This window comes from Bradyrhizobium sp. Arg237L, from assembly GCF_029990105.1.
In the GTDB taxonomy this organism is placed as follows: domain Bacteria; phylum Pseudomonadota; class Alphaproteobacteria; order Rhizobiales; family Xanthobacteraceae; genus Bradyrhizobium.
Window position 1 is genome coordinate 129903 of sequence record NZ_JAQMIL010000005.1, and the last position, 25465, is coordinate 155367.

The window sequence follows — 25465 nt, forward strand, 5'->3', positions numbered from 1 at the left end:
TCAATCCCTGAAGACCACGGTCCGGACGCCGTTGAGAATGACGCGGCCATCGATATGCCAGAACACCGCCCGGGACAGCACGCGCCGCTCTATGTCGCGTCCCTTGCGGACCAGGTCGTCCGGCTGATCCTGATGCGAGATGCGCTCGACGTCCTGCTCGATGATCGGTCCTTCGTCGAGATCGGCCGTCACGTAGTGCGCGGTCGCCCCGATCAGCTTGACGCCACGGCTGTGGGCCTGGTGGTAGGGCCTCGCACCCTTGAAGCCCGGCAGGAAGGAATGGTGGATGTTGATGCAGCGTCCGGCGAGCTTGGCGGACAACTCGTCCGACAGGATCTGCATGTAGCGCGCGAGGACGACGAGATCGACCTTTCGTTCCCCCACGATCTTCCAGATCGCAGCTTCCTGTTGCGGCCTGGTCTGTGGAGTGACTGGGAGATGGTCGAAGGGAATGCCAGTCAGGTCGTGATGGATGTAGATCTCGCGCGGATGGTTCGAGACGATGCCTGCGATGTCGATCGCAAGCTCGCCGATCCGCCAGCGATAGAGCAGGTCGGCAAGGCAATGATCGAAGCGCGAAACCAGGATCAGGAGCCGCGGCCGTTCGGCCTGGGCACGCATCGTCCATTTCATCTGCAGGCTGTCCGCGAGTGACAGAAGCGCCTCATGAAAGGCGGCGATCTCGCCGCCGGCTACGAAGTTGAACCGGATGCGGGCGAAGAAGACGTTGGTCTCGACGTCGTCATATTGATGCGCCTCCTGGATGTTTCCACCGCATTCGAACAGGGCGCGGGCGACGGCGGCGACGATGCCGGGGCGGTTCGGGCATGAGAATGTCAGGATATGGCTGTTGGTCGGCATGGCGGATTGCTTCGGCGCTGAAGGTGTGAGGTCCTGATGAGAAGCTATTGCTGGACTGCCCCTTGCCATTGGCAGCCGAATTCGGCTGCGCTGCTCGCGAACCACTCCCAGAAGCTTTGGGAGAGGCTACGGAACAGGGCGATCTCGAAACAGGCGCTGCCGTCCGCGCCATCGTCGCACCGCCAGATGGTGGCGCCGATATGCGAGACGATCGTGGTCGCCGCGTCGCCTGGCTTGAACGCGCGCGGATCCAGGTCGATGGGGAAGCCTTTGGCGAGCGTGTCCCGGATGGCGGGACCGCCGACGCGAAACACCACATAGCCGCCGCTTTGATCGGATACAGAGGCGAGCGGCGTGACGAGCGCCCGGAGCGAGCCGCTGAACACGTGGCCACCGCCTTCGCTCAATGCCAGCCAATGATGTGGACCGATGCCGGTGAAGGATACGGAGCCGGCGCGCACGATGGCGGGCCGACCAGGCAGCTCGAGCAGGAAATGCTGTCGGATGCGTTCTCGCAAGGATGCGTCCTGCCCGTGGCGCGCCTGCATGGTGGCGATCCCAAGACCGCAGCGCTCGGTGATCGTCACGCCGCCGCCGGGCCGCTGCGGCAGACCTGCAGCCGGCAAGGCAGGCAGCCCGGAGAGTGCCATGTCAGCCATGGAGACGCTTTCCTTCGGGATCAAAGAAGATGGGGGAGACCAGTTCGATCTCAGTGTCGCCGCCGCGTACCGGATCATAGGCGCGCAGGCGTTGTCCGATCCGCGACGGCCCGCGCTTGATGAAGCCCAGACCGATCCAGTGTCCGAGCATCGGCGAGAAGGCGGCCGACGTGACATAGCCTTGGTCGTTCTCCATGGTCGCCTGGGCTCCTGGCGCCAGAACATGCGCGCCGGCGCGAAGCCGCGTGGCCTTGTCGATGGGCTGGATCCCGACCAGCGCCGGCCGCTCCGGGTCGACGAGTCCGGGGCGCTCCGCCAGCACGCGGCCGATAAAATCCTTCTTCTTCGACATCATGCGACCAAGGCCCAGATCGGCCGCAGTCGTCATGCCGTTGAGTTCGTTGCCGGCGACGTGTCCTTTCTCGATGCGCATCACGCCGAGCGCTTCGGTGCCGTAGGGCGCGACGGCGAATTCGGCGCCGGCTTCCATGATCGCCCGGATCGTGGCGTCGCCGAAATTGGCGGGCACTGCGAGTTCATAGGCGAGCTCGCCCGAGAAGGAGACGCGGAAGATTCGCGTCGGCACGCCGCGCCAGTTGAATTCGGCGCAGCCGAGAAAGGGCAGGGCCGCGTCGGAGACGTCGAACGCCTCTCCCAGCAGGCGCTCCAGCAGCGCCCGCGAGCAAGGACCGGCAATCGAATATTGTGCCCATTGCTCTGTTACGGAGACGAGCTGCACGTCGAGCTCGGGCCAAAGCACCTGGCGGGCGTGCTCCAGGTGCTGCATGATCTTGCCCGCATTGGCCGTGGTCGTCGACATCACGAAATGGTCGTCGGCAAACCGGGCGGAGGTCCCGTCGTCCATTGCGATGCCGTCTTCGCGTAGCATCAGGCCGTAGCGGACCTTGCCGACCGGCACGGTCGAGAACATGTTGGCGTAGATCCGGTCGAGGAAACGGCCGGCATCGGCGCCCTGGATATCAATCTTGCCGAGGGTCGAGACATCGCACACCCCGACCCTTGAGCGGGTCTCCCTGACTTCGCGCGAGACGGTTGTTAGCCAGTCGGCTTCGCCCGGTTTCGCGAACCACTGCGCCCGCAGCCACTGGCCGGTTTCGACGAAGCTTGCACCCTGCTGTTCGGCCCAGCGATGTCCGGCGGTGAGGCGGGTCGGCCTGAAGTGCCTGCCTCGATGATGGCCGGCGAATGCGCCGATCGCCACCGGCGTGTAGGGTGGGCGGAACACGGTGGTCCCGACCTCCGATATCGGCCGCCCGGTCAATTGCGCCATCATCGCATGGCCGTTGACGTTCGAGGTCTTGCCCTGGTCGGTGGCCATGCCGAGCGTCGTATAGCGCTTCAGCAGCTCGACTGACTTGAATCCCTCACGCGCGGCGAGTGCGACATCCTCGCTGGTCACATCGTTCTGGAAATCGACGAAGGCCTTCGAGCGGGAGGCGGCGACATGCCAGAACGGCCTGACGCCGATATGGTCGTCATCGGCTTTGGGCAGGGGCTGAGGTCGTGCCACAAATCCTGCCGCCTCCGCCGCAGCAGTCCCTGCCGCCATGCCTGCACGCAACGCGTCCACCAGCGTGAATCTGCCGCCCGCCGCGCCTGCCACCGTCATGCCGGGAGGCGCCTTGCCCGGGACGAACGCCGCCAGCGCATCCGACCAGTCCGGCCGTCCGCCGAGATGGGTGGTCAGGCCCAGATTGGGATTCCAGCCGCCCGACACCGCGAGCAGGTCGACCGCAAGCTTGCGCGTCTGCCCGTCTGCGCTGCGAACGGAAATGGCTCTCAGTTCATGCGTTCCATGCGTATCGAGCACCTGCGCGCCACGAAAGATCGCAATTCCCCCAAGCTTGGCTTTGTTCTCCAGGTGCGGGTCGATCTCCGTCCGCGTGTCGAGGATCGCCTCGACCTGAACGCCGGCCTTTCCGAGGTCGAGCGCCGTCGTCCAGGCGTCGTCGGAGTTCGCGAAGACGGCCGCCCGTCTTCCCGGGGCTACCGCGAACCGGTTCAGGTAGGTCCGCACGGCCGAAGCCATCATCACGCCGGGCCGGTCGTTGCCGCCGAAAACGATGTGCCGTTCGATCGCGCCCGATGCCAGCACGCTTTGTCTGGCGACGATCTTCCACAGCCGCTGGCGCGGCTGGTGCGGCGGCGGTGACGGAAGATGATCCGCCACGCGCTCTACCGCGCCGAAGGTACGGCCGTCATAGGCACCGAACACGGTGGTCCGGCGCAGCACCCGCACATTCGTCATCGCGTCGAGTTCGGCCGTTGTGTGCTGCGCCCAGGTCGAGCCCGGGTGGTCGTCGATCTCCCGCGCATCGCCGTTAAGCCGGCCGCCCGGGACGTAGTCCTCGTCGCACAAGATCACGCGGGCGCCGGCGCGCCCGGCCCCGAGTGCGGCAGCAAGGCCGGCCGGTCCGCCGCCGATGACGAGAAGATCGCAGAAGCCACGCATCTTCTCGTAGCTGTCGGGATCGGCCTCGCCACTGGCGCGCCCGAGGCCGGCGGCGCGGCGGATCGCAGGCTCATAGACCTTTTCCCAGAACGAGGCCGGCCACATGAAGGTCTTGTAGTAGAAGCCCGCGGCGAACAGCGGCGAGAACAGCGAATTGATCGCGCTAACATCGAATTTCAGGCACGGCCAGCGATTCTGGCTTTGCGCTTCCAGCCCGTCGAACAGTTCGACCGTCGTCGCACGCGTATTGGCCTCGCGGCGCGATCCCTTCCGCAGTTCGACGAGCGCATTGGGCTCTTCCGGGCCTGCGGTGAGGATGCCGCGCGGCCGATGATATTTGAACGATCGGCCGAGCAGCTTGACGCCGTTGCCGAGCAGTGCCGAAGCGAGCGTATCGCCGGCATAGCCGCCATATGTCCTGCCGTCGAACGAGAAAAGCAGCCGCCGATTGCGGTCGACCAGTCCGCCTGAGCTCAACCTGTGCCGCGCCGCTCGGGATGCCGGATCGCCCATGCTCATTTCCCCGCGAAGCTCGCGCCGAGTACATCATGCGTGCGCGTGTCACGGCTGACGCGCAGCCATCCGCGGCATCCATTGGCGTGATACCAGAGCTCCTCGTGCGGGCCGGCCGGGTTGTCGCGCAGATACATCGCCTCGTAGAATCTGCGCGGAGCATCGGCGGCGGTCGGATCGGGGCGCGGAACGGGATCGCCGTAATAGACGAACTCGCTCAGGTCACGCTCACCGCAATAGGGGCAGGGGATCCGCATGTCTCTTGACCGACAGCCTCCAAGTCTCAGTGCAAATTGGGTTGAGCGCCCTGACCTTTTTCGTCGATCAGGTACCCGGTTTCGAAACGATCGAGACGATAGGCGTCGGCAACCGGATCATGCTGGTCGCGCGCCAGAAGATGCGCGAAGCACCAGCCGGATGCTGGCGTCGCCTTGAAACCGCCGTAACACCAGCCGGCATTGAGATAGAGGCCGTCGATCGGCGTCCGGTCGATGATCGGCGAACCGTCCATCGACATGTCGACCAGACCCGCCCAGGAGCGTAGCAGCCGCAGCCGCCCGATCGCGGGCATCAAGGCCATGCCGCCTTCGCACACGTCTTCGACAACAGGAAGGTTGCCGCGTTGGGCATAGGAGTTGTAGCCGTCGATGTCGCCGCCGAAGACGAGGCCGCCCTTGTCCGACTGACTGACATAGAAGTGCCCCGCGCCAAAAGTGACGACGCACGGGATCAGGGGCTTGATGGCTTCCGAGACGAAGGCTTGCAGCAGGTGGCTTTCGATCGGCAACCGCAAGCCGAGCAGCCCCGCAACCCGGGAACTGCTGCCGGCGACGGCAAGTCCGACTTTGCCGCAACGGATGGTTCCCCTGGTCGTGTTGACCCCGATGACCCGATCGCCTTCGCGCAGGAAGCCCGTGACCTCGCAGTTCTGGATGATGTCGACGCCGCGATCGCTCGCGCCGCGGGCATATCCCCAGACGACCGCGTCGTGACGGGCGGTGCCGCCGCGCCGCTGCAGCAGTCCGCCCTTGATGGGGAAGCGCGCGTTGTCGAAATCGAGGAATGGCAGCATGCGGCGTACAGCGTCCGCATCGAGCATCTCGGCGTCCGCGCCAGCCAGGCGCATGGCGTTGCCGCGCCGACCAAACGCATCGCGTTGCGCATCCGAATGATAGACATTCAGTACGCCGCGCTGGCTCACCATGGCGTTATAGTTCAGGTCCTGCTCCAGGCCCTCCCACAGCTTCATCGACCATTCGTAGAAGGGCTCGTTGCCGGGCAGAAGGTAGTTGGAGCGGATGATCGTCGTGTTACGTCCGGCGTTGCCGGATCCGATCCAGCCCTTCTCGATGACTGCGACGTTGCGCACACCGTGCTGCTTCGCAAGATAATAGGCCGTTGCGAGCCCGTGCCCGCCGCCACCGACAATGACGATGTCGTAGCTCGGGCGAGGTTCGGCATCGCGCCATACGGGCCGCCAGTCGCGATTGCCGCGAAGGGCCTGGCGGGCGAGGGCGAAAAGCGAATAGCGCATGAGTGGGTCGCTGTGGAGAGCTTGTGGACAGCAAAATGCGCTGATATCCAGGTCACCGCATGGCCAAAAACGACCAAAAATTGTCTGTTCGCGACAAACCGCGGAGCAGCCGGATTGGCTTCCTGCTGATCCCAGGATTTGCGCTGATGTCCTATGCGTCCGCCATCGAGCCGCTTCGTGCCGCCAACGTCCTGACCGGCAAGAACCTCTATCGATGGCGGCATATCGCGATCCAGGGTGACGAGATCGTCGCCTCGAACGGCGTGCGTATCCAGGCGGACGCCTCGATCGCCAATGTCGGACGGCTCGATACCATCGTCGTTTGCGCCGGCGGCAATCCGCAAGTCTTCCATCATCCGCCGACGCTTGCCTTTCTGCGCAAGGTCGCACGCCACGGCGTGAGACTGGGCGGGGTGTCGGCGGGGCCGTATCTTCTCGCCAAAGCGGGGCTGCTCGACGGCTACAGATGTACGGTGCACTGGGAGCACATCCCGGCCTTCACCGAGACCTTTCCGTTCCTTCACCTCGGCCATTCATTGTTCGAGATCGATCGCGACCGCTTCACCTGCGCCGGCGGAATTGCGGCACTCGACATGATGCATGCGCTGATCCGCATCGATCACGGGTCATCGGTCGCCGCAGCCGTCAGCGACTGGTTCCTGCAGACGGAGGTTCGCCGCGGCGAGGTTGCACAGCGCCTTTCGCCGACGGAGCGCTTCGGCGTGCATCACCCGAAGCTCGTCGCGACATTGTCGCGCATGGAGCAGAATATCGAGGTGCCGCTTGCACCGAAACGACTGGCCGGACTCGCGGGTATCTCGGTGCGCCAGCTTGAGCGTCTGTTCGCGCAACATCTCCACACCACGGTCAAAAAACGCTACCTGCAGATACGGATCGAGCGCGCGAGGCTGTTGCTCAGGCAGACCACCATGCCGGTCAGCGAGATCGCGCTTGCCACCGGCTTTTCGACCCCGATGCATTTTTCACGAACCTACCGGGGGCAGTTCGGGCTGACCCCGCGCCAGGAACGAACGGTCGACTAACTAAACGTCAGCTCGTTGTTCTCGTTAACGAGGCGGATCTGCAGGCTGCCGAGTCGGGTTTCCTGCGGGCCTGCCTGTCATCGTGAATCGCCTGTCGATCCGCGGGTGCCGCGCGTCGGTCTTTCGACTGCGGGTGGTTGCTTGCGCCGGGCGAAAGGGATTGTAATCGAGCCAATCCGACGCAAAACGAAATCGGGAGCAGGAAACGATGGGAGAGGCCAAAACCCATTACGAGGTGATCGTCGTCGGCGCCGGCGTGGCGGGCATTTACCAGATCAAGCGGCTCGTCGAGCTCGGCATCGACGCCATCGTACTCGATTCGGCTGCCGACCTCGGCGGCACCTGGTACTGGAACCGCTATCCCGGTTGCCGCTTTGATTCCGAGAGCTACACTTACGGCTTCTCGTTCTCGCGCGAACTCCTCGACGAGTGGCATTGGAAGGAGCGCTTTTCCGGCCAGCCGGAGAATTTGCGCTACCTCAACTACGTCGCCGACAAATTCGATTTGCGCAAGCATATGCAGTTCAATTGCAAGGTCGAGGCGCTGCACTTCGACGCGACGCGCGATCTGTGGCAGGTGAAGATCGGCGACGGCCGTGAGATGACGTGCCGTTTCGTGGTTCTGGCGATCGGCCTGCTTTCAGCGCCGACCATGCCGCGGCTGGAAGGCATCGGGGACTTCCAGGGCCGCTCGTTCCACACCTACTACTGGCCGCATGAGCCGGTCGATCTCGCCGGCAAGAAAGTGGCCGTGATCGGCACCGGCGCCACCGGCATTCAGTTGATCGGCGAGATCGCCGACGAGGTCGGCGGACTCACCGTATTCCAGCGCCGGCCAAACTGGACCGCGCCGCTCAACAACAGCGCGATCTCCGAGGAGGAAATGGCCGACATTCGCTCCCGTTATGACGAGATCTTTGCCGCTTGCGCCCGCACGCCGGGCGGCTTCCTGCACGGGCCCGATCGCCGCGGCTTCTACGAGGTGACGCGCGGGGAGCGGGTGGACCTGTGGGACAAGCTCTATGATGAGCCCGGCTTCGGCATCTGGCTCGCCAATTTCCGCGAAATATTCATGGACGAAGCCGCCAATGCCGAGCTGTCGCAATATATCGCCGATCGCATCCGTCGCCGCGTCAAGGATCCCAAAGTGGCCGAAAAACTAATCCCCAGGGATCACGGCTTTGGGGTGCAGCGCCTGCCGCTGGAGACGAGGTATCTTGAGGCCTATAACCGCGACAATGTGCATCTCGTCGATATCAGCCAGACGCCGCTCGTTCGCGTCACCGAGAAGGGCCTGCGTACCACCGAGCGCGACTATGACGTCGATATCATCGTCTACGCCACCGGATTCGACGCCATCACCGGCGCCTATGACCTGATCGATATCCGCGGCCTGGGCGGCGAGACGCTGGCCGGAAAATGGAAGCATGCACCATCCACCTTCCTCGGCATGCTTGTCCACGGCTTTCCCAATCTCTTGATGCCGACCGGACCGCAAAGTGCGTCCGCTTCGACCAATTTCCCGCGCGGCATCGAGAACGGCGTCAACTGGTGCATGGACCTGCTGCAATACATCTGGGACCGCGGCTACACCCGCGCCGAAGCCACGCGCGAGGCGCAGGAGCGCTGGACCGCGCATGTGGTCAAGATGTACGAGATCATGCTGATGCGCAAAGCCAAGTCATGGTTCACAGGCTACAATTCGAACGTCACCGGTCACGAAGAAGGCACCGTCCGATACTTCGTCTACAACGGCGGCACACCGAAATTCGTCGGCATCATCAACGACGTTGCGGCGAAGGGTTATCAGGAGATCGAGTTCAGCTCGCTCTCGCGTGCCAACGTACAAGCGGCGGTCGCCGGCATGCCAGCCTAGACCTCCGCCTCGTCCGAAGCGTGGCACAGGTGGAAAAACAAGCTGCAAGGAGAAGAGAATGGCCGGAGTGAAACAGGATAGGGATGGCGCGGTCGGAATCCTCATATTGAACGAACCCGAGAGCCTGAACGCGATGACGCCCGATCTTGTGTGTACCGAAAACCTCACCCGAGTTGATGACGCGATGGAATCGCTTAAGCTGGCAGAATGATCGGGCTGTTGTGTTTTGCTCTGGCCGTCCTTGGGTCACCGTTCAAGTCAAAGTTGCGGCTCGAAGCGGAGAACGCGGTGCTTCGACATCAGTTGATTGTCTTAAGGCGCAGGCTGCACGGTCGCGTCCGGCTCACGAACCAGGATCGCTGGTTCTTGATCCTGCTGTATCGATGGTTCCCATCAATCCTGGAGATTCTCACCATCATCCGGCCCGAGACGCTTGTGCGTTGGCATAGGGTCGGCTTTGGCTGCTACTGGCGTTGGAACTCGCGCGCATCGGCGAGGTGATTTCCTATGTCCACAGCGTTTTTGGCGCCAATGTGCGGGCGCTGCCCGGCGGCATCGTGGTTCTGACGTAGCAAAACTTTCACAAAAAATATCGCGACGGGTGGTTGGCTGCGGTGCCTCGGCGTTCGTCTCACAATCAGACCCTGAATGCGCGGCCATCTGCGACGCAGACCCGGTGGCGCATTGCCGCCGATTTTGCTGCTGGAGACCGAGCTGATGCCGTCAACAAAATCATATCTGCCATCAAAGCGACGAGATGGGCTCGGCAGCGGCGTTGGGTTGGGCACTTCAAACCGTCTCGCGATCGGACAAAACGGTATCGGTTTCTATCGTGCAGCTCTTCTTGTGGGGGTGAGTGCGGTAGCCTTGCTGTCCGCCGGTCTCGGTGCACAGGCAAGGCCGCTGGGGAGCTCGGGCGTTTCCGTGCCCGTGAATGCAACCGCGGAGCAGGCGGAGGCCGCCGCCCAGCAAGCTCAGATTGCTGCCGCGAATGCCCGCAACTCTCTCGAGCGGGCGACGCGCGCGATCGAGGCGATGCAGGCCGTGCAGGCTGCAGCGCGCAGCGCCGCGCAGCACGTGCCGACCGCCGTCCGAGCGAGCCCCCGCGCCACGATGCGAGCTCGACGATACCAGCGATGGCCATGCGCCGGTAATTCCAGATCGCGGCCGAGGTCGAACGGGTCGCTGATGTTGCCGCTGGTGCCGCTTCGCGTGCCCGGACGGCCGGCGAGTCGTTGCCGGTGTTGTCGTCGTCCTTGCCATGGCGCAAGATACATCCCGTGACGGTGATGATGCCACATTAAGCATAGAGTCAACCGCTGCTTGTGCCGGTGGCAGGTCTTGCCTACCCGTTTTCAATGGACTCGGCCAAAAATATCACCCGGTATCATGCTCTCGACAGTTGGCGTGGCATTTGCGCTTGCATGGTCGCGCTGTTTCACTTCGACGTTATCAGCCATCTGTCGTTCCTGCCGCTCACCAGAAATGCCTACCTGTTCGTCGATTTCTTCTTCGTGCTGAGCGGCTTTGTCATCGCCTCGAATTATCGTTCGCGTCTCGCTGAGGGTTTCGGCACGGGCCGGTTCCTGGTCCTGCGGCTTGGGCGGATCTATCCGCTGCATCTCGTGACCTTGCTGCTGTTCATTCCCATCGACGCTGCGAAGGACGGTATTGGCCCAAACCTCTTGCAGGCCATCGTCACCAACATTCTGCTCCTGCAGGGACTCGGCGTTAATCCGCAGAACTGGTTGAACTTCGCGAGTTGGAGCATCAGCACTGAGTTCGCCGCCTATGTGATCTTCGCCGCCGTCGTGAGCAGGATCGGGCCGGCAGTCTGGCCTTGGCTGCTTCCGATCATTGCGGGGCCGGTTGTGCTCGCCACCATCAGCCCAGACGGGATGAATGCGACTTATGACTATGGGTTGGTGCGCTGCCTTTATGGTTTCGCGCTTGGCGTTCTCGCTTTCGATTTACGAGAGCGCTTCCCAGTGTTGCGCTCGCGCCTGGCGCCGTCCGTTGAGACATTGCTCGAGGCGGCGAGTTTCATGCTCGTTGTGGGCTATGTTTCGGTCGCTGGAAGCAGCGTCACTCTGCAGGTCGCCTCGCCGCTGGTGTTTACGCTGGTCGTTCTGGTGTTCGCGCGTGAAGGTGGCGCGGTCAGCCGTTGGCTGACGGTTCCGTCCATGCTCATGATCGGGACGCTGACCTATTCGATCTACATGCTGCATCCGCTCGTCAGGGCGGTGGTGCGGGCCATCCTTATGGTCGTCGAACGCCTTAGGCATACGGAATTGTTTATCTCTTACGCGTTGAGCTCGGGCCATGAACCGACGAAAGTTGTCTCTCTAAATGGATCGCTCTGGCTTGGTGATCTCCTGCAAATTGCGATGCTGTTGTTGACCGTCCTGCTATCGGTTGCAACCTATCGTTTTGTCGAAGAGCCCGGGCGTGACTGGGTCAGGCGCTTGCTGGATCGGCGGAAGGTCGGCACAGTACGCAGCGCACAACCGGCTTTCGATGCATGACGCGCCGAGCTCAAAATCCGCCAGAGGTCGCCATAGAAGGGCAAGCCCCACGGCCGTTTTGAACTCTGTCTGTCGAGACGGGATTTGGCATGTGCCGATGCGCTCGGCGAGGCAGCAGGGGGCGCGGCCCTCAATTTCCGTAGCTGTCGCGTTGTTGCGCGATGTGGGCGACGTGCTGGATGCGGGTCTTGTATGCAAGACCTGCGGCGGCAAGATCCGCCAGAGCGGTTCCTACTGCCTTGAATATGGTGATGTCGTCGCGCGATCGTCGCCCGTGAGCGGCTCCGCTGCAGAGTTCGGCTAGCGACGCCTTCAAGTCCTGACGTGAGAGAATTCCCGCCTCGATCGGGTGGACGAGATCACCGGCCTCATGGGCCGCCTCATAGGTATCCACGAATATGGCGGAACGCTTGACGACTTCGTCATCCGCTTCCCGCATCGCCGGCGTGAAGGCGCCGATGAGATCGACATGGACGCCGGCCTGCAGCCATTCGCCCTTGATCAGCGGCGACGTTGCCAGAGTGGCCGACGTGACGATATCAGCCGTCCGGACGGCACGTTCAAGGTCGGAGACGAACACAGCATCCAGTCCGGCGTTACGGAGACGATCCACCATCCGAACGGCGCTGTCGGCGTTGACGTTCCACACGCTGATCCGGCGAATGTCGCGGACGGCCCGATAGGCTTCCGGCAAAAGGCTTGCGATCCGACCGGAGCCGAGAACGAGCAGGTTGGTCGCGTCTTCGCGCGCCAGATAGGACGCTGCGAGCGCTGACGTCGCAGCGGTTCGCCTAGCGGTGAGGACGTCACCTGCGACCGTCGCGAGTTGCGCGCCGGTGCCGCTATCGAACAGCAGATAGACCGATGTGAGCGCCGGCATCTTGCGCGCGGCATTGCCAGGGAATACGGCGACCAGCTTGATTCCAAGCAGGTCATCGCCTTCCGATTTCTGCTGCCATGAAGGCATCAGCAACAGCGTTGCGTCCGGCTCGCCGGGAACTGGAATCGTATGATGATGTCGCGGTGGAACCGTGCACCCCCCGACAAAGAAGGTGCGCAGATGCCGGATCAGCTCGTCCATCGGGAGAAGGCGCGTTGCCTCCTCTGCATCAATGGTCTGCAGCGATTGTTTCTCGGTCATGGCTTTTCTCATTGCAAGAATTTGCGTCGCGGCGCTCGCGCGGCGTCCGCATGCTTTCGCGATTGCCGAACCAAATCGACGTTGTGCTCCGGCATGCCGGACGAGGACACGCCGGGACGTCAATGCGGTCGTCCCGGCGTGTCAGTTCGCGCGGCTCAGCGGTCAATCAGGGAAGAATTGGCGGGTGATAGGTGAACGTCGTCATCAGGAGTGCCGCAACGATCATGACGATCGGGAAATGCACAAAGAACTGCACCGAGGTGTAGCCGATCAGGTCTTTTGACTTCAACCCGAGTATGCCGAGCAGCGGAAGCATCCAGAATGGATTGATGAAGTTCGGCAGCGTCTCCGCGATGTTATAGATCATCACGGTCCAGCCCAAATGAGCCCCGATCTCATTGGCCGCCTTCATGATGTACGGGGCCTCGATGATCCACTTGCCGCCGGCCGACGGGATGAAGAAGCCCAGCACCGCGGAATAGAGCCCGACCAAAAACGAGAAAACGGTCGAATTGGCTGATGCGTCCACAAACCAGTGCGCGATGGTGTCCGACAGCGTCACTCCGCTGCTATTTGGCACCTTGGTCAGCATCTGGGCGATGCCGGCGTAGAAAGGAAACTGCAACAGCACGCCCGAGACGCTTGGCATGGCCTTGGAAAAAGCCTCGAGCAGGCTGCGCGGACGCCAATGCAGGAGGATGCCAAGCACCAGAAAGACGAAATTGTAAGTGTTCAGGCCCGACAGGGTGATCAGCGGATTGCCGGACTGAAAGGTTTGCCAGAGCCAGCCCAGCGCCAGCACGACGATCAAGATTGTCAAAATGGGACTGAACTCGAGAAAGTCGCCGGGCCGTGCCGGCTTCTTCGGCTCAATCCGGTCGTCGTCCAGAGATACGCCAAGCTCCTCAGCGGTCTTGACCTGCGTCGGATTTGGCGCCGTCAGGTAGCAGATCACCGCGGACAGCGCGGTCACGATCACTGTCGTGACCAGATTCTGCCATGTCAGAATCGTCTCGGAGAAACCGATGACGCCGGTGATCGGCAACAGCGAGCTCGGGATGCTGGCCGCATTGGCCTGAAGCTGGGCGGCTGACGACGTAATGCCGAGCGTGAAACCGCAGCCCAGGCCGAGATAGCCAGCCGCGCCGGCCGCGCGATAGTCCAGCCTGATGTCCTTGCGCCGCGCGATTTCGCGCACCAGCAGGCCGGAAAAGATCAGGCTGAGACCCCAGTTCAGCAGCGACAGGACAATACTGAGCACACCGACGAAGACCACAGCGCCGCGCGCGGTGGAGGGGACGGCCGCCAGCCGCCGCAGCACCGCCGCGACAGGTGGCGACATCGCGACCACGTAGCCTCCGATCGCGACCAGCGCCATTTGCATCGTGAACGGAATGAGATTCCAGAAGCCGTCGCCGAAGGCGCGGCTGACCGCAAGCGGTGAGCCCCCATGCGCGATGGTGCCGAGCGCGATCACGACCACGGCAATCAGAACGAACACATAGGCATCCGGAAACCAACGCTCGGCGAAGGCGACCATATGCTGCGAAAGCCTTGCAAGCGGGTTGGCCTGCATCGGCATTTTGTCCGGAAAGGAATTTCTATGCGTAGCATCGGTCATTGCAGCCCCCATTATTATGTCTGTGTTGGTTTCGTCGCGTCATTGCCGGTCAAAGCGCGAGCGTGAGTTCGGAGAGAGGAACCGTCTGGCAGGTCAGGCACTGATCCGCCGCGCCGTCATCGCCGCCGAGTTGTGCGACGTCGCCCTTGACGATGCGCATGGCGCAGCTCTCGCATTGGCCGACACGGCAACCGCTGGGCAGAGACAGGCCTGCCGCCTGGGCGGCATCCAGAAGGGTTCCGAGTTCGGGCGACCAGATAAAGCTCTTGTCGGTACCGACGACGTGAACCGTCTGTGGCTTCAACGTCTGCGGCACGATCGGCGGCGATGCGAACGCCTCCGCAAATACGTCGAAGCGCGGCATGCCCCGTTCGACCAGCCGCGCAGTCATTGATGTCGCGAAGTCCGGCGAGCCGCAAAGATAGACAAGAGGCCTTTGCGGCAGCAGCGGATCGATCGCCGACAGGTCGAGCCGGCCCGCATAATCGTAGTCCCGCGGACAGCGATCCTGCGCGCGCGGCGCTGAAAACGCCGTGACGAGATCGAGCCCTGGCAAGAGGTCTGCAAGCTCCCGCAGCCGCCGGGCAAAAGGATGCTCACTGCCGTTGCGACAGCCGTAGAGCAGAAGCACCTTGGCGACGCGCTCCGTCGGCTCGCGTTCCGCTAGCGCTTCGAGATGACTCATAAAGGGTGTAATGCCGATACCGGCCGCGAGAAAAATGAGAGGCCGGGGTCCCGCCAGCGGTGGGGTGAAAATTCCTCTCGGCGCCTCGATCCGGACTTCATCCCCGACGGTCAGACGATGGATATGAGCGGAAAGATGACCGGTGTCGCGGGTGAGGGCCAAATCGTCGGAACGCCGTTTCTTTATTGCGACCGACAGGACATCCTGGCCGTCATGACCGGTCAACGAATAGGCGCGGGTCACATCGATTCCCGGCAGGCCCAGCATGACGTGCTGTCCCGGCCGGAACGCGGGAAGCGCGCCGCCGTCGCGCGGGATGAGATCGAGCGCGGCGACATCGTTGGACTCGTTGCGGATGGCGGCGACCGAGAAAGCGCGCTGGCCGACCCAGCGGCCACGGCTCGCGGTCTCGTCCTTGCGAATGTCGCAACGTATCGCCCGCAGCGGCACCGAGCCGCTGACCGGATCACGCGTCGCGTCGCTCAAGCCGTCGTTCATGTTCGATGTCGGAAATCCGGCGGGGGTGGTCGCGTCCCGGCCCAGTGGCGGACAATCCTCCCACCAACCGAACTCGGCGATGGCGACGCGATCGTCGAGAGATTCGTTCAGCCGCACGCGCAGCCGTACCTCTCCCGTTGACGTCTCGACAATCGCCCAGTCGCCATCCTTGAGACCGCGCCGCGCCGCGAGCGTGCCGCTGATCTCGATCGCGGGATCAGGCGTTTTCTTTCGAAGCGAGGCGATGTGACGGTGCGAGCTGTGCACGAACCAACCGCTCTTGGCTGTGGTGAGCACCAGTGGGAAACGGCTGTCGGCGGTGTCCGCAAACGGGCTTTCGGCAGGCTCGATATGGCTCGGCAGCGGTGCGTAGCCATGATCGAGCATCAATTCCGAATAGATTTCGACGCGGCGGGTGGGCGTGGCAAAGCCCGCAATCGTGCCGTCATCCCGCTGCAGTGCGTATTTTTCGTGCCGAAACGGCTGGGGAAAGCGCAGGCCCTCTGGATGCTGACGCAGTTCGTCGACCGTTACGCCGAGCGGTGCGAGCTGATGGTTCCAGCCGGCGCGGATGTCGCCACCGAAGAATTCGTTTGCCAGGCCCAGCCTGACGGCGAGCTCGGCTGCGATTTCATAGTCGGCTTTGCACTCGCCGAGACGCGGAAGCATCTGCGGACGGAATTGTATCGTCTCGACGGCATCCTGCGTGATCTCGAAACCGATTTTGAGGGCGTCCCGCTCCCACGGCATATTGGCCGGCAGAATGATGTCCGCATTCTCGGCCGTCGGATTCATGAACATGTCGACGTGAACGTGGAAGTCGAGCGCACGCAATGCGTCCCGATTACGCGAGGAGTGGCCCTGCGAAACCATGAAGTTCGTGCCGAAGCTCATCAGCGCGTGGACGCGATAGGGCTCACCCGTGAGCACGGCGCGGCTGAAATCGCGCGCCGTGATCCATCCCCTGCTTGGCGGCCCGAGCGGCAATTCGTCGATGCCGAGCGCTTTGGCCTTCTGTTCCGGCGGCAACAAGGCATAGTCGTTGACGCTCCGCGTCGGTGGCGGCACCGGCCAGACATTGCCGCCCGGCCGGTCGCAGGCGCCGGTCAGCGCGTAGAGCGTCGCGATCGCCCGCTCGGTCATCGTCGCATTGGTATGCTGGCCGACGCCGGTCCACGCGTGGTAGGCGAGTCTCGGGCTGTTCTCGAACAGACCGTAGAACGCCGCGATGTCGCGCTCCTCGAGCCAGCTCACTTCGGCGACGCGAGCGATGGTGTAGGGGGCAGCCTCCGTAGCCAGCAGACGAAAAGCGGTCGCCGCAGCGATCACGCGACCATCGCGCGCGGCGAGCGTCGTCCGGCCATCCAGCCTGCAGTGCGCAGGATCGAGAGCCGCAGCGCGGGTGTCGTAGGCCCGCGCCGTTCCGGACTGATCCAGCACGACGAAAGCTTCCGACGATTGATTGTCCCAGAGTTCGTTGGCACGAACGAAGCGGCCTGTATCGGTGTCGACCAGGAAAGGCCCGTTGGTCCAGCGCGTGACGAAGCTCGCATCGAACGATCCTGTCGCGATGAGATGCCGGATTGCGCCCATGGCCAGGGCTCCGTCCGAGCCGGGACGGATGCGTAGCCAGACGTCAGCGTCCTGTCCCGATCCGTTCGGCTTGGGATCGACCACTGCAATCCGCGCTCCGCGTCGTCGCGCATTGGCAATACGGGTCGCCTGGGCAAGCCATGTCCGGGCGGGATTATGTCCCCACAACACGATGGCGTCGGCGTGCTCATAATCGGGAAAGCCGATACCGCGGCCGAAAGTCAGGGCATGGGCATAGTCCTTGTGCCAGCCGCAGATTTCGACCCCGTAGATCAGATTTGGACTGCCGAAGCACCTGATGAAGCGCTCGACCCACTCGAAGCTGTCGACCATCGGCGTGCCGCTGGGCGTGGTGACGGCAAAGGCCACGGCTTCAGCGCCGGATGTTCTGCGAATGCCGCCGAGCTCTCGGACGATGTCGTCCAGAGCCTCGTCCCAGGAAATTTCGGTCCAGCCCGGATCGGCAGCGTCTCGCGGTGCCGTTCGACGAAGCGGTTTGGTCAGCCGCCGCGGACTGTGGACCATCTCCGGTGCGGCGCGGCCTTTTGCACATAGCGCTCCGCCGGTCGGATGCCCTTGCAGGCTCTCGACGCTGATCAGCCGGCCCTTCTCGACCACCATGGTCGAGCCGCACCGTGATCGGCAGAGCGTGCAATAGCCCGGGATGCGCTCAGCCATCGTCAATGAAACCGTGTCACAGGGAAGTTAATGTAGCGCGTTACTGTAACGCTTTACACAGCATGATCTGTGGGCATATCCTCCGTCAAGCGCATTTATTGTGCTGCACTTGCTAAACCGGAGGGCTCTGGAACCGACGGAGCGGGAGGGGGGATGGAGCAGAATTTGCGGGAGCAGGTGGTGCAGCAGGTGCGGGCCGAGATCATTTCCGGCCAGAGCATGCCGGGAACCATGTATTCCGTGCCGACGCTGGCCACGAGCCTCGGCATCTCGACGACTCCCGTGCGGGAAGCGCTGCTGGAGTTGACGCGCAGCGGGCTGATCGAACCCATGCGCAATCGGGGCTTCAAGGTAGTGGAACCGACCTTGACCGAACTCCGCAACCTGTTTGATCTCCGCGAAGTCCTGGAGCTCCATGCGGCGGCGATCGTCGCACGCAAGCCAAAGAGGGATCTCGAAGGGCTTTATCGCTTTGCCGATGACATCGCGCGCGCGGTGAGAACGGAAGACCTGAGGCTCTATCTCGAATCCGATCGAAGCTTTCATCAGATGCTGACGGCTACGGCGGACAATGCACGCCTCACCGAGTTGGTGATGGGATTGCGTGACCAAATGCGACTTTACGGTATCAAGTCGCGTGCAGGCCTTGCCCGCCAGAATGAGTCAACCGCGGAGCACTATCAGATCATTGAGTTTGCGATTGCCGGCAAGGAGGAGGCTCTCACAAATCTGCTCAGGCATCATATCAGGGCCTGGGAGCCCATCTTTGTTGAAGCGTTGTCACAGGTGACGATCCCGCGCGAACCGATTGCCGCCAATCGCGGCCGGGGGCGCTGAAGCGTGATGACTTTTCTTCGAATCGTCATCCCGCTTTAGCTCTTTGAGCGATCATGCCTCTGGCACGGCGTTCGATATCAATGAACACTTTAACAAGTTCGGCAACACGCCGGCCCTGGTCGGCAGCCAAGGGAGCGTACGCAAGCTGGTCCCGATCGCCAACCAGCACGGCTTCTACTGAGGCGGCCACTTCAACGGGCGCCAGGACGGCATGCACTTCGAGATCGCTTTTCTGCAGCCTCAGAGCATGATCCGGAAAAGTGGAAACCGGTTTTCCCTCGCGACAAACGCGAAGCGTTTGCGCGGAGATCATGCTCAAACAAAGAGATGAGATCATGATCCGATTCCGCCTAATCGGATCATGATCTCGTGCGGTGGGTCTGACGTTCCGATCAGCCTTGCGGCAACCTTCGTCGTCGGAACGTCAGAGCTAAAACCGTGATAGGTTTCGTGGCCTACGCGACTGGCGATATCGGGAGTAAACGGGTCAGCGCTCATGCTTCGTTCAGCATCGCGTGCAGACGCCGGGCAAGGTCTGCCAGGCGGAAGGGCTTTTCGACAATTGGAAACTCCCCGACCGCATTGTGTCGCTCCAATACATCCGCCGCATAGCCGGAGGCGAGCAGGATTCTGATATCTTTGCCGAGCTTCCTCGCTTCGCGAGCAAGCTCAACTCCGCTCATTCCGTTGGGCATTACGATATCACTCAGCAAGAGCTCAAAATCCTGACCGCTCTGGAGTATCCGAAGCGCGTCCATGCCGTTCCGGGCGCAGGAAACCTGATAGCCGCACGTGGTCAGCATGGCTGACGTGGCCTCCAGCAGATCCTCGTTGTCTTCAACGAGTAGAATTCGCTCCGTGCCGGTCGGTATGGCCTGGGGTTGAGTGCGCTCCGGATCAGCCTCGCGCGCTTGCGCAGCGCTGGGGAGGTATAGATCGATCGTCGTTCCGGCTCCGGGTGCGCTGTTGATGGCAATATGACCGCCAGACTGTCGAACAAAGCCATAGACCATGCTGAGTCCGAGTCCCGTACCCTTCCCGACATCCTTGGTCGTGAAGAATGGCTCAAACACGCGATCCCGCACTTCCGGGGACATTCCGCAGCCGGTGTCTGCGACGGACAGCCTCACATACGATCCGGGCGGACAGCCGGACATTGAGCTCTTGTCCTGGACCATGTTCCGGGTTTCGATCCGCAGCACACCTCCATCGGGCATGGCATCGCGCGCATTCAAGGCCAGGTTGAGAAGAGCGGTCTCCAGAAGCGACGGATCAACGCGACACATCCATAATGCTTCGTCGAGCCGCAGTTCGACTTCGCATCCGTTCCCGACGGCTTGGCGGATGAGGCCCTGGAATTCGGAAAGGAGTCGATTGGCGTTGACCAATTCCGGCTTCAATGCGTGCCCACGGGAAAAGGCGAGAAGTTGCGTCGTAAGCTTCGTTCCGCGATGGACGGAACGTCGTGCCGCTGCTGCGTATTGCCGGATCTTGCCGATATCTGGGGCATCCTCGATGAGTTCGAGGTTCGCAGAGATCACCGTAAGCAGGTTGTTGAAGTCGTGTGCGACGCCGCCGGTGAGCTGGCCGACGGCCTCCATCTTCTGGCTCTGATGGAGCTGCTCCTCCATCAGACGACGCTCCTCCAACGCCTGCTTGTGATCGGTGATGTCGCGGAGGAAGACCGCGAGGCCGTGGCTGGAGGGAAAGGCATTGATTGCGTACCAGGCCTCCATGCGCGGGCAAAACATTTCGAGATAGGTCGGCCGTCGCTCTGACGTTGCCTCCCGAATTTTCTTCAAGGCTTCCAGCTCGGCGGCGACCGGAAAGGCTTCTGAAAGGGCCATGCCGACGATGTCCCGGCCGTGGGCGACACTCGCCGAGGCCGGTCCATTGAGATAGCTGACCCGCCAATCCCGATCGACGATAAGCACGCTGTCGGTGGTGTTCTCAAAGATCATGGTGAACCGAGCGGCAGCTTCCTCGGCTCTCTCCTTTGCTTCGGACAATTCGTGCTCGCGGCGTTGGAGCGCGTCGGCCATGGTGTTGAACGCTTCGGCGACCCGGATGATTTCGGATGTTCCTTGGATGTCGACGCGTCGTGCAAGGTCGCCCAGCCGCCATTGGTTGGCGGCGTCGACCAGTTGCTCAAGCGGGCGATGGATGAACCGCCGAGCTCCCAGCGATGTCAGGCTCAACACCAGTGCGGTGCTCAGTACGATCAGGAAGACGCCACGCTGTGTGCCGTGCTGGATCTCCGTGAACGCCCGGGCTTTGTCGAGGCCAAAGGCGATAACGAGCCCTCCGTCTTGCAAAACCGAATAGCCGACGATCCGCTCCACACCATCGAGATCGACGATGTCGGCAGTGCTCCGATGGTCGGGCTTTCGATCGTTATCCCCGGGTATCGTCCGGCTGACAAAGCGGTCGTTATCGGGATAACGGGCCAGGTACGTGCCGTTCCGGTCCGTGATCGCAAGTGCAGCCCCCGGCGGCACATCCTGCTGAGCGATGGAGCCGGCAAGCCAATCCAGGCTGAGGGCGGCTATAACGACGCCGCCAAGCCGGGCATCGTCGCCATAGAAGGGCAGCGCAAAATGAAGGACCTTGCGACCGGTCTGCCGACCGATTGCGAACTCTCCGACCGTGAATTTGCCGGTTTTCAGTACGTCGGCGAAGTAGGGCCTTCCAGCCGCGGTCGATCGCTTTTGATCATTGTTGGTGTCACAGAAGGCATCACCGTTGGTGTCGACCACGATAAAGCTGATGAACCCCGGGTATCGTCGCTTGATCCTGGCGAGATAGGCATTGCATCCTTCTGGGTTCTTCGCCTTTATCGCCGGAAGCTCCGACAGCGCGATCAGGGCTTGATGCATTCCCTGGACGATCTGGCGCTGTTCGGCCGCGGCGAGCTCCGCCAGGTTGAGTGCCTGGTTTTGCACTTCGACTTGGCGGGCGCAACGGAATTGGAATTCATTGTAGGCTTGAATCGCGATAGCTGGGATCAATGCGATAGCCACCAGCAGGAATAGGCGTGATAAAAGAGTCACTTGTTTGCTTACCTTCTGTCCGCGATCCTGCAACGCCCGTCGAGCGAGTAGCGCTCTGACGTCGATCGCTGACGAAATGCGATCTGCGATGCTCAGGACAATCATCTTGATCGCGACGCTAGTCATGCCGTTGTGTAAATGACGCTTCAGACAAATCCTTCGGTCTCCGTTGCGCGAGACGATGTTCATTCGACATCCTCGCACGCGTGAGCAAGGGCACTGCCAGGCACGGCCTGTGCCGTCTTCAAATGTTGGCGAGCTCTGCTACTGGATCATGACGCGATCGGACTGAGCAGTTACAGCCGTAACGATGATGGTCTGCGCGCTTTTTTGGAAAGGGCAATTCGATGCCAAAGCTCATTTACCGCGTCGTCTCCCCATGTGGCGCCCTCGGATACGGCTATCCGAAGGAGTCGCTGCAGGCGGCCGTGAAGGGGCGCGTCGATGCCATCATTTGCGGCCGGCTAGATCAGGCGGTCAGGTCGTTCATCCGCAGCGCGAGATAGAGAAGGACCCGCTGCTCATGTGCAGCGAGCTTCAGACCTGTCACGCGCTCGATCTTGTCGAGCCGATAGGCAACGGTTTTCTGGTGAGTTCGCAGTTCCTTCGCTGCCGCCTGCTGAGAACAATTGCATGCAAAGAACACGCGCAAGGTCTGCAACAGGGTCTCGCGTTGCGGGCTCTTCTCCTTCAGCAATTCTCCTAGGGTCTCGCTGACGAATCCCTGGAAATCGGTTCCGTCGCGGATGCTCATCAACAGTCCGGCAACTCCGACGTCGTCGTAATCGATGACCGTGGCCTTGCGGCTCTGACAGGCGACGTCGAGTGCAATGCGCGCGTCCTTCCAGGCGGCTGGCATCGACATCGGGTCGGAACAGCTCCGGCTCAGGCCGATGCGCGCGATCGATCCGGGGACGCGGCGCATGATCTCGGCAATGAGGCTCTGGGCAAAATCGCGGGCCCGTACGGCTTCGCAGGTGGAAATGACGATCGCAAGCTCGTTTCCACGCAGTCCCGAGAGCTTTGCAATGTGGCGCACCGGCAGATTGTTCGGCGCCTCGGCGACGGAACGGCGGCGGCCCTCGATTTCGCCACCGGTCAGGACGCCTGATTGGTCAGGCTTGTCGAGCCCGTCGATGCGACAAACGGCGACGCAATATTCCGCCGGAATCTCGGCGTTCAGCTCCTTCGCCCGCTGCAGGGCCAACTGCCGCAGATGGTCCGTTCCCTCCAGCAGATCCCAGGTCAGCGTGGCCAGCTTGTCGCTCAGCGCACGGGCCGCCGCTCTTTCCTTGGTCTGATGGAGCGCGGCAGTCACGCACAGCTCGGTGATGGCGAGTTGCGCGCTTTCGTCTTCGATCTGCGGATCGATCAGAACGGCCCAACCCAACTGTTCCGATCCGGCGGTTATGCTCTGAAAGGCGAAGCGCAGCGGCCCTGCGGAGAGCGTTCTGTATCTGGTTTCCGAGCCCCTGTTCTGCGAGATTCCGATGCGGATGGCGTGGAGGACGCCTTCTCCGGCGGACAATTCGGGATGGCAGGCCCGCACATCGAGGTGCTTGTCGAGCAGAAGCACGGGAGTGCGGAGGTGTTCGTGCGCGCGTTGCGCAATTTCGGACAGACCGCCGCCATTGAGGAGCGTGAAGATAAGGCTTTCCTGCAGGTCGGCGGAATTGCGGATCACGTCGTACCGCTGCTGCAGTTCCGCGTGGGCTTCCTTCAGTTTCTGAGCCGCCAGCTCGCGCGCTTCTAGCAGGGCCGCGTTCTCGATCGCCAGCGAAGCGAGATTGGCGAGCGTAGCGAGCTCCGCCGTATGCTGCGGCGTAAATGTCGACGGCTTGCGCCGCCAGACTTCGAGAACGCCGATCACCTGATCCTGGGACATAAGGGGGACTGCAAGCGCGGAACGGACACGTTCGGCGCGCGCAAGGCTCATGAAGTCGCGGCTGATGATTTCGCTTTGAACGTAGTCCTCGATCGAGCAGGGCTGGCGGGTCTCGAGGACGCGGCCGCCGACACCTTGCCCGGCTTTCATGCTCAGCGACGCAGTCTCTGCGGCCAGATTACCGGTGCAGCGCTTCATCACCAGTGCGTCGTCCTCGAGCAGCATGATGCCGCAGATATCCGCGGAAAGGCGGGCCTTCGCCTCGTGGGTGATCTGCAGAAAGATCTCCTGGAGATTTCGGCTCTTCAGGATCTTGTTTGCCACGCGCTGAAAGACGCGGATCGCTTCAAGCTTGTCGGGGTTGCCGTGCTGGCTCTCGCTCGATGCGATCGCGAGCCTGAGGACGCGGGATAAAGTCGCGGCGCTGCCGTGCAGCGCAGCCGCGTTGTTGATGCCCTCGACCAGAAGGGCGACGCTGCCGACCTGGACCGGGACGAAAACGGAATCGTCGAAACGGACGATATCCGCCAGCGCATCCGGCAAGCTCTCGATCAGCGCTTCGTCGGCGCCATCATTGAGCTTCTCCCACTCGCGCCACGCGCCGGCCGAGCGGACGAGAAGCCGGACATCGCGGGCGGCGAGGAGGTTGCGAAACAGGATGCGTGCCTCGGCAAACAGCGCCTGAGGGCCGCGATCGGCTGCGTTGGCGAGCGTGACGATCGCCTGTCGCAACGGCTCGAGCGCAAGGTCCGGATGATCCGCAAGCGCTTCCCTCTGCGCGAAATGCGCGGTCCTGCTCATGGACACTCCTCCCGCGCGGCCCAGAATCCGACACCGCAACTGTTCGTCGTTGTCGCGAACCTTGTCTTGTGCGATGCAGTATAGCTGCCGCTTCTGGAAGCTTGCTCTGGTTGGCCCAATTTGGCAACCGGGGCAGGGCTGATCTCAATCAGATCCGGGGATCGATCACGGCTTTCATGATCCTCTGTGCCTTGAGATCGGCATAGGCCTGGGCCGCGCCGGCAAATCCAATCCTGCGATCCACCACCACCGTGGGATCGAGAACGCCCGTCGTGATCAGCGACAGCAGGCGCGAACGGAGACGGATGGAATCACCTATGGCGAAGCTCAGCGTCAGCTCATTGGCAAAGCTCTTTGCGAGGGGAAATGACCAGCCTTCGGCTGCATGCGCGCCGACCGAGATGATGCGACCGCGCTTCCGCACCAGGTCGAATCCGACAGACAAGGCGGCGGTGTTGCCTACGGCCTCGACGACCACGTCGACACCTTCTCCATCGGTCAGGCGGGCGACCAGTGCGGAGGCCTGTTCCGGAGTGGCGGCGAGGCTGCCATTGGCGCGGGCGAATGCGCGTCGTACCTTGCTCGGCTCGATCACGATGACGGCGCCGGCTCCCGCGGCTTGCGCCGACAGGGCCGCAAGCTGACCAACCGTCCCGCCGCCGATGATGGCGACGGTCTCACCCGGCAGGAGGCCGCTGCGCTCGACCGCCGCCCAACCCGTCGCCAGGTTGTCGCCGAGCAGGATCGCCGCCTCGTCGGAGCAGCCTTTGGATAAGAGTCCAAGTGTGGTCTCGGCATGCGGCACGCGAACGATTTCCGCCTGCGCACCGGCGAGGGGAGGCCCAAAGGAAGTTCCCGTGCCGAAGAACGCCCTTTCCCGACATTCCCAATGGTCGCCCCGGTTGCACCAATGGCAGTGGCCGCAGGCGGTGAAGTCGGACGACGTGACGCGGTCACCGATTTTGAACCGTGTGACGGCGCTGCCGACGGCAATGACTTCGCCGACGAATTCATGGCCGATGATCGCGCCGGGTTGAATGCCCGCAAAATCGCCGGCGATGACGTGCAGATCGGTGCCGCAGATGCCGGCCAGATCGACCCGGACCAGCGCATCGTCAGGAGCTTCCAGCCGCGGAGGCGGCACGTCCCGGACGGCGATGGTTCCCGGTCCCTGATAGACAACGGCGCGCAT

Annotated in this window: 17 protein-coding genes; 5 read left to right on the plus strand and 12 right to left on the minus strand. The window is 62.5% G+C overall.

Annotated elements, in window-relative coordinates:
• Genes purU through OZ411_RS04655 form a run of 5 tightly spaced genes read right to left on the minus strand, consistent with a single transcriptional unit; the run spans position 1 to position 6040 of the window.
• Positions 1 to 861, minus strand: coding sequence for a formyltetrahydrofolate deformylase (gene purU / locus OZ411_RS04635; RefSeq protein ID WP_282527007.1), 861 nt, complete (start codon positions 859 to 861; stop codon positions 1 to 3).
• Between the two features lie 44 nt (positions 862 to 905).
• On the minus strand, positions 906 to 1520 hold the full coding sequence (locus OZ411_RS04640) for a sarcosine oxidase subunit gamma family protein (protein WP_282527008.1): 615 nt from the start codon (positions 1518 to 1520) through the stop codon (positions 906 to 908).
• Positions 1513 to 4506 carry a sarcosine oxidase subunit alpha family protein gene (locus tag OZ411_RS04645; protein WP_282527009.1) on the minus strand — a complete coding sequence of 998 codons (2994 nt, stop codon included), beginning with the start codon at positions 4504 to 4506 and terminating at the stop codon, positions 1513 to 1515. Before OZ411_RS04645 ends, OZ411_RS04640 begins: the two co-directional genes overlap by 8 nt.
• A 2-nt stretch (positions 4507 to 4508) precedes the next feature.
• Entirely contained in the window at positions 4509 to 4763 is a 255-nt protein-coding gene (locus tag OZ411_RS04650; protein ID WP_130578402.1) for a sarcosine oxidase subunit delta, read from the minus strand.
• Between the two features lie 26 nt (positions 4764 to 4789).
• The gene (locus tag OZ411_RS04655) at positions 4790 to 6040 is read right to left on the minus strand and encodes a sarcosine oxidase subunit beta family protein (RefSeq protein ID WP_282527010.1); all 1251 of its coding nucleotides are present in this window, start codon (positions 6038 to 6040) and stop codon (positions 4790 to 4792) included.
• A gap of 146 nt (positions 6041 to 6186) precedes the next feature.
• Between OZ411_RS04655 and OZ411_RS04660 the strand changes: the two genes are divergently transcribed.
• The 4 genes from OZ411_RS04660 (at position 6187) to OZ411_RS04675 (ending at position 11484) form a co-directional block, all read left to right on the plus strand.
• Entirely contained in the window at positions 6187 to 7083 is an 897-nt protein-coding gene (locus OZ411_RS04660; protein WP_130578432.1) for a GlxA family transcriptional regulator, read from the plus strand.
• A 208-nt stretch (positions 7084 to 7291) separates the two neighbouring features.
• Positions 7292 to 8959, plus strand: coding sequence for an NAD(P)/FAD-dependent oxidoreductase (locus tag OZ411_RS04665; RefSeq protein ID WP_282527011.1), 1668 nt, complete (start codon positions 7292 to 7294; stop codon positions 8957 to 8959).
• Between the two features lie 58 nt (positions 8960 to 9017).
• Entirely contained in the window at positions 9018 to 9170 is a 153-nt protein-coding gene (locus OZ411_RS04670; RefSeq protein WP_245475919.1) for a hypothetical protein, read from the plus strand.
• A 1147-nt stretch (positions 9171 to 10317) separates the two neighbouring features.
• Positions 10318 to 11484 carry an acyltransferase gene (locus tag OZ411_RS04675; RefSeq protein ID WP_282527041.1) on the plus strand — a complete coding sequence of 389 codons (1167 nt, stop codon included), beginning with the start codon at positions 10318 to 10320 and terminating at the stop codon, positions 11482 to 11484.
• A gap of 130 nt (positions 11485 to 11614) precedes the next feature.
• Here OZ411_RS04675 and OZ411_RS04680 read toward each other — a convergent pair whose 3' ends face one another.
• The 3 genes from OZ411_RS04680 to OZ411_RS04690 form a co-directional block, all read right to left on the minus strand.
• Positions 11615 to 12625 (minus strand): ornithine cyclodeaminase family protein, encoded by a 1011-nt coding sequence (locus tag OZ411_RS04680; RefSeq protein WP_282527012.1) that lies wholly within the window; start codon positions 12623 to 12625, stop codon positions 11615 to 11617.
• Between the two features lie 166 nt (positions 12626 to 12791).
• Positions 12792 to 14246, minus strand: a complete 1455-nt coding sequence (locus OZ411_RS04685; protein WP_130577590.1) for a TIGR00366 family protein — start codon at positions 14244 to 14246, stop codon at positions 12792 to 12794.
• A gap of 49 nt (positions 14247 to 14295) precedes the next feature.
• A complete protein-coding gene (locus OZ411_RS04690; protein WP_282527013.1) occupies positions 14296 to 17700 on the minus strand; it encodes a molybdopterin-dependent oxidoreductase in 3405 nt (1134 codons plus the stop codon).
• Positions 17701 to 17853: 153 nt separating this feature from the next.
• Here OZ411_RS04690 and OZ411_RS04695 point away from each other — a divergent pair, with 153 nt between their 5' ends.
• Complete coding sequence (locus OZ411_RS04695; protein ID WP_130577602.1) at positions 17854 to 18537, plus strand: GntR family transcriptional regulator; 684 nt, start codon at positions 17854 to 17856, stop codon at positions 18535 to 18537.
• 25 nt (positions 18538 to 18562) lie between these two features.
• Here the strand turns inward: OZ411_RS04695 and OZ411_RS43340 are convergent, their stop codons facing one another.
• The 4 genes from OZ411_RS43340 to OZ411_RS04715 all read right to left on the minus strand — a co-directional run bounded on the left by OZ411_RS43340 (position 18563) and on the right by OZ411_RS04715 (position 25465).
• A complete protein-coding gene (locus OZ411_RS43340; protein WP_349016975.1) occupies positions 18563 to 18874 on the minus strand; it encodes a hypothetical protein in 312 nt (103 codons plus the stop codon).
• A gap of 157 nt (positions 18875 to 19031) precedes the next feature.
• A complete protein-coding gene (locus OZ411_RS04705) occupies positions 19032 to 21776 on the minus strand; it encodes a cache domain-containing protein (protein ID WP_282527015.1) in 2745 nt (914 codons plus the stop codon).
• A 280-nt stretch (positions 21777 to 22056) separates the two neighbouring features.
• The gene (locus OZ411_RS04710) at positions 22057 to 24273 is read right to left on the minus strand and encodes a helix-turn-helix domain-containing protein (protein ID WP_282527016.1); all 2217 of its coding nucleotides are present in this window, start codon (positions 24271 to 24273) and stop codon (positions 22057 to 22059) included.
• A gap of 148 nt (positions 24274 to 24421) precedes the next feature.
• Entirely contained in the window at positions 24422 to 25465 is a 1044-nt protein-coding gene (locus tag OZ411_RS04715) for an alcohol dehydrogenase catalytic domain-containing protein (protein ID WP_282527017.1), read from the minus strand.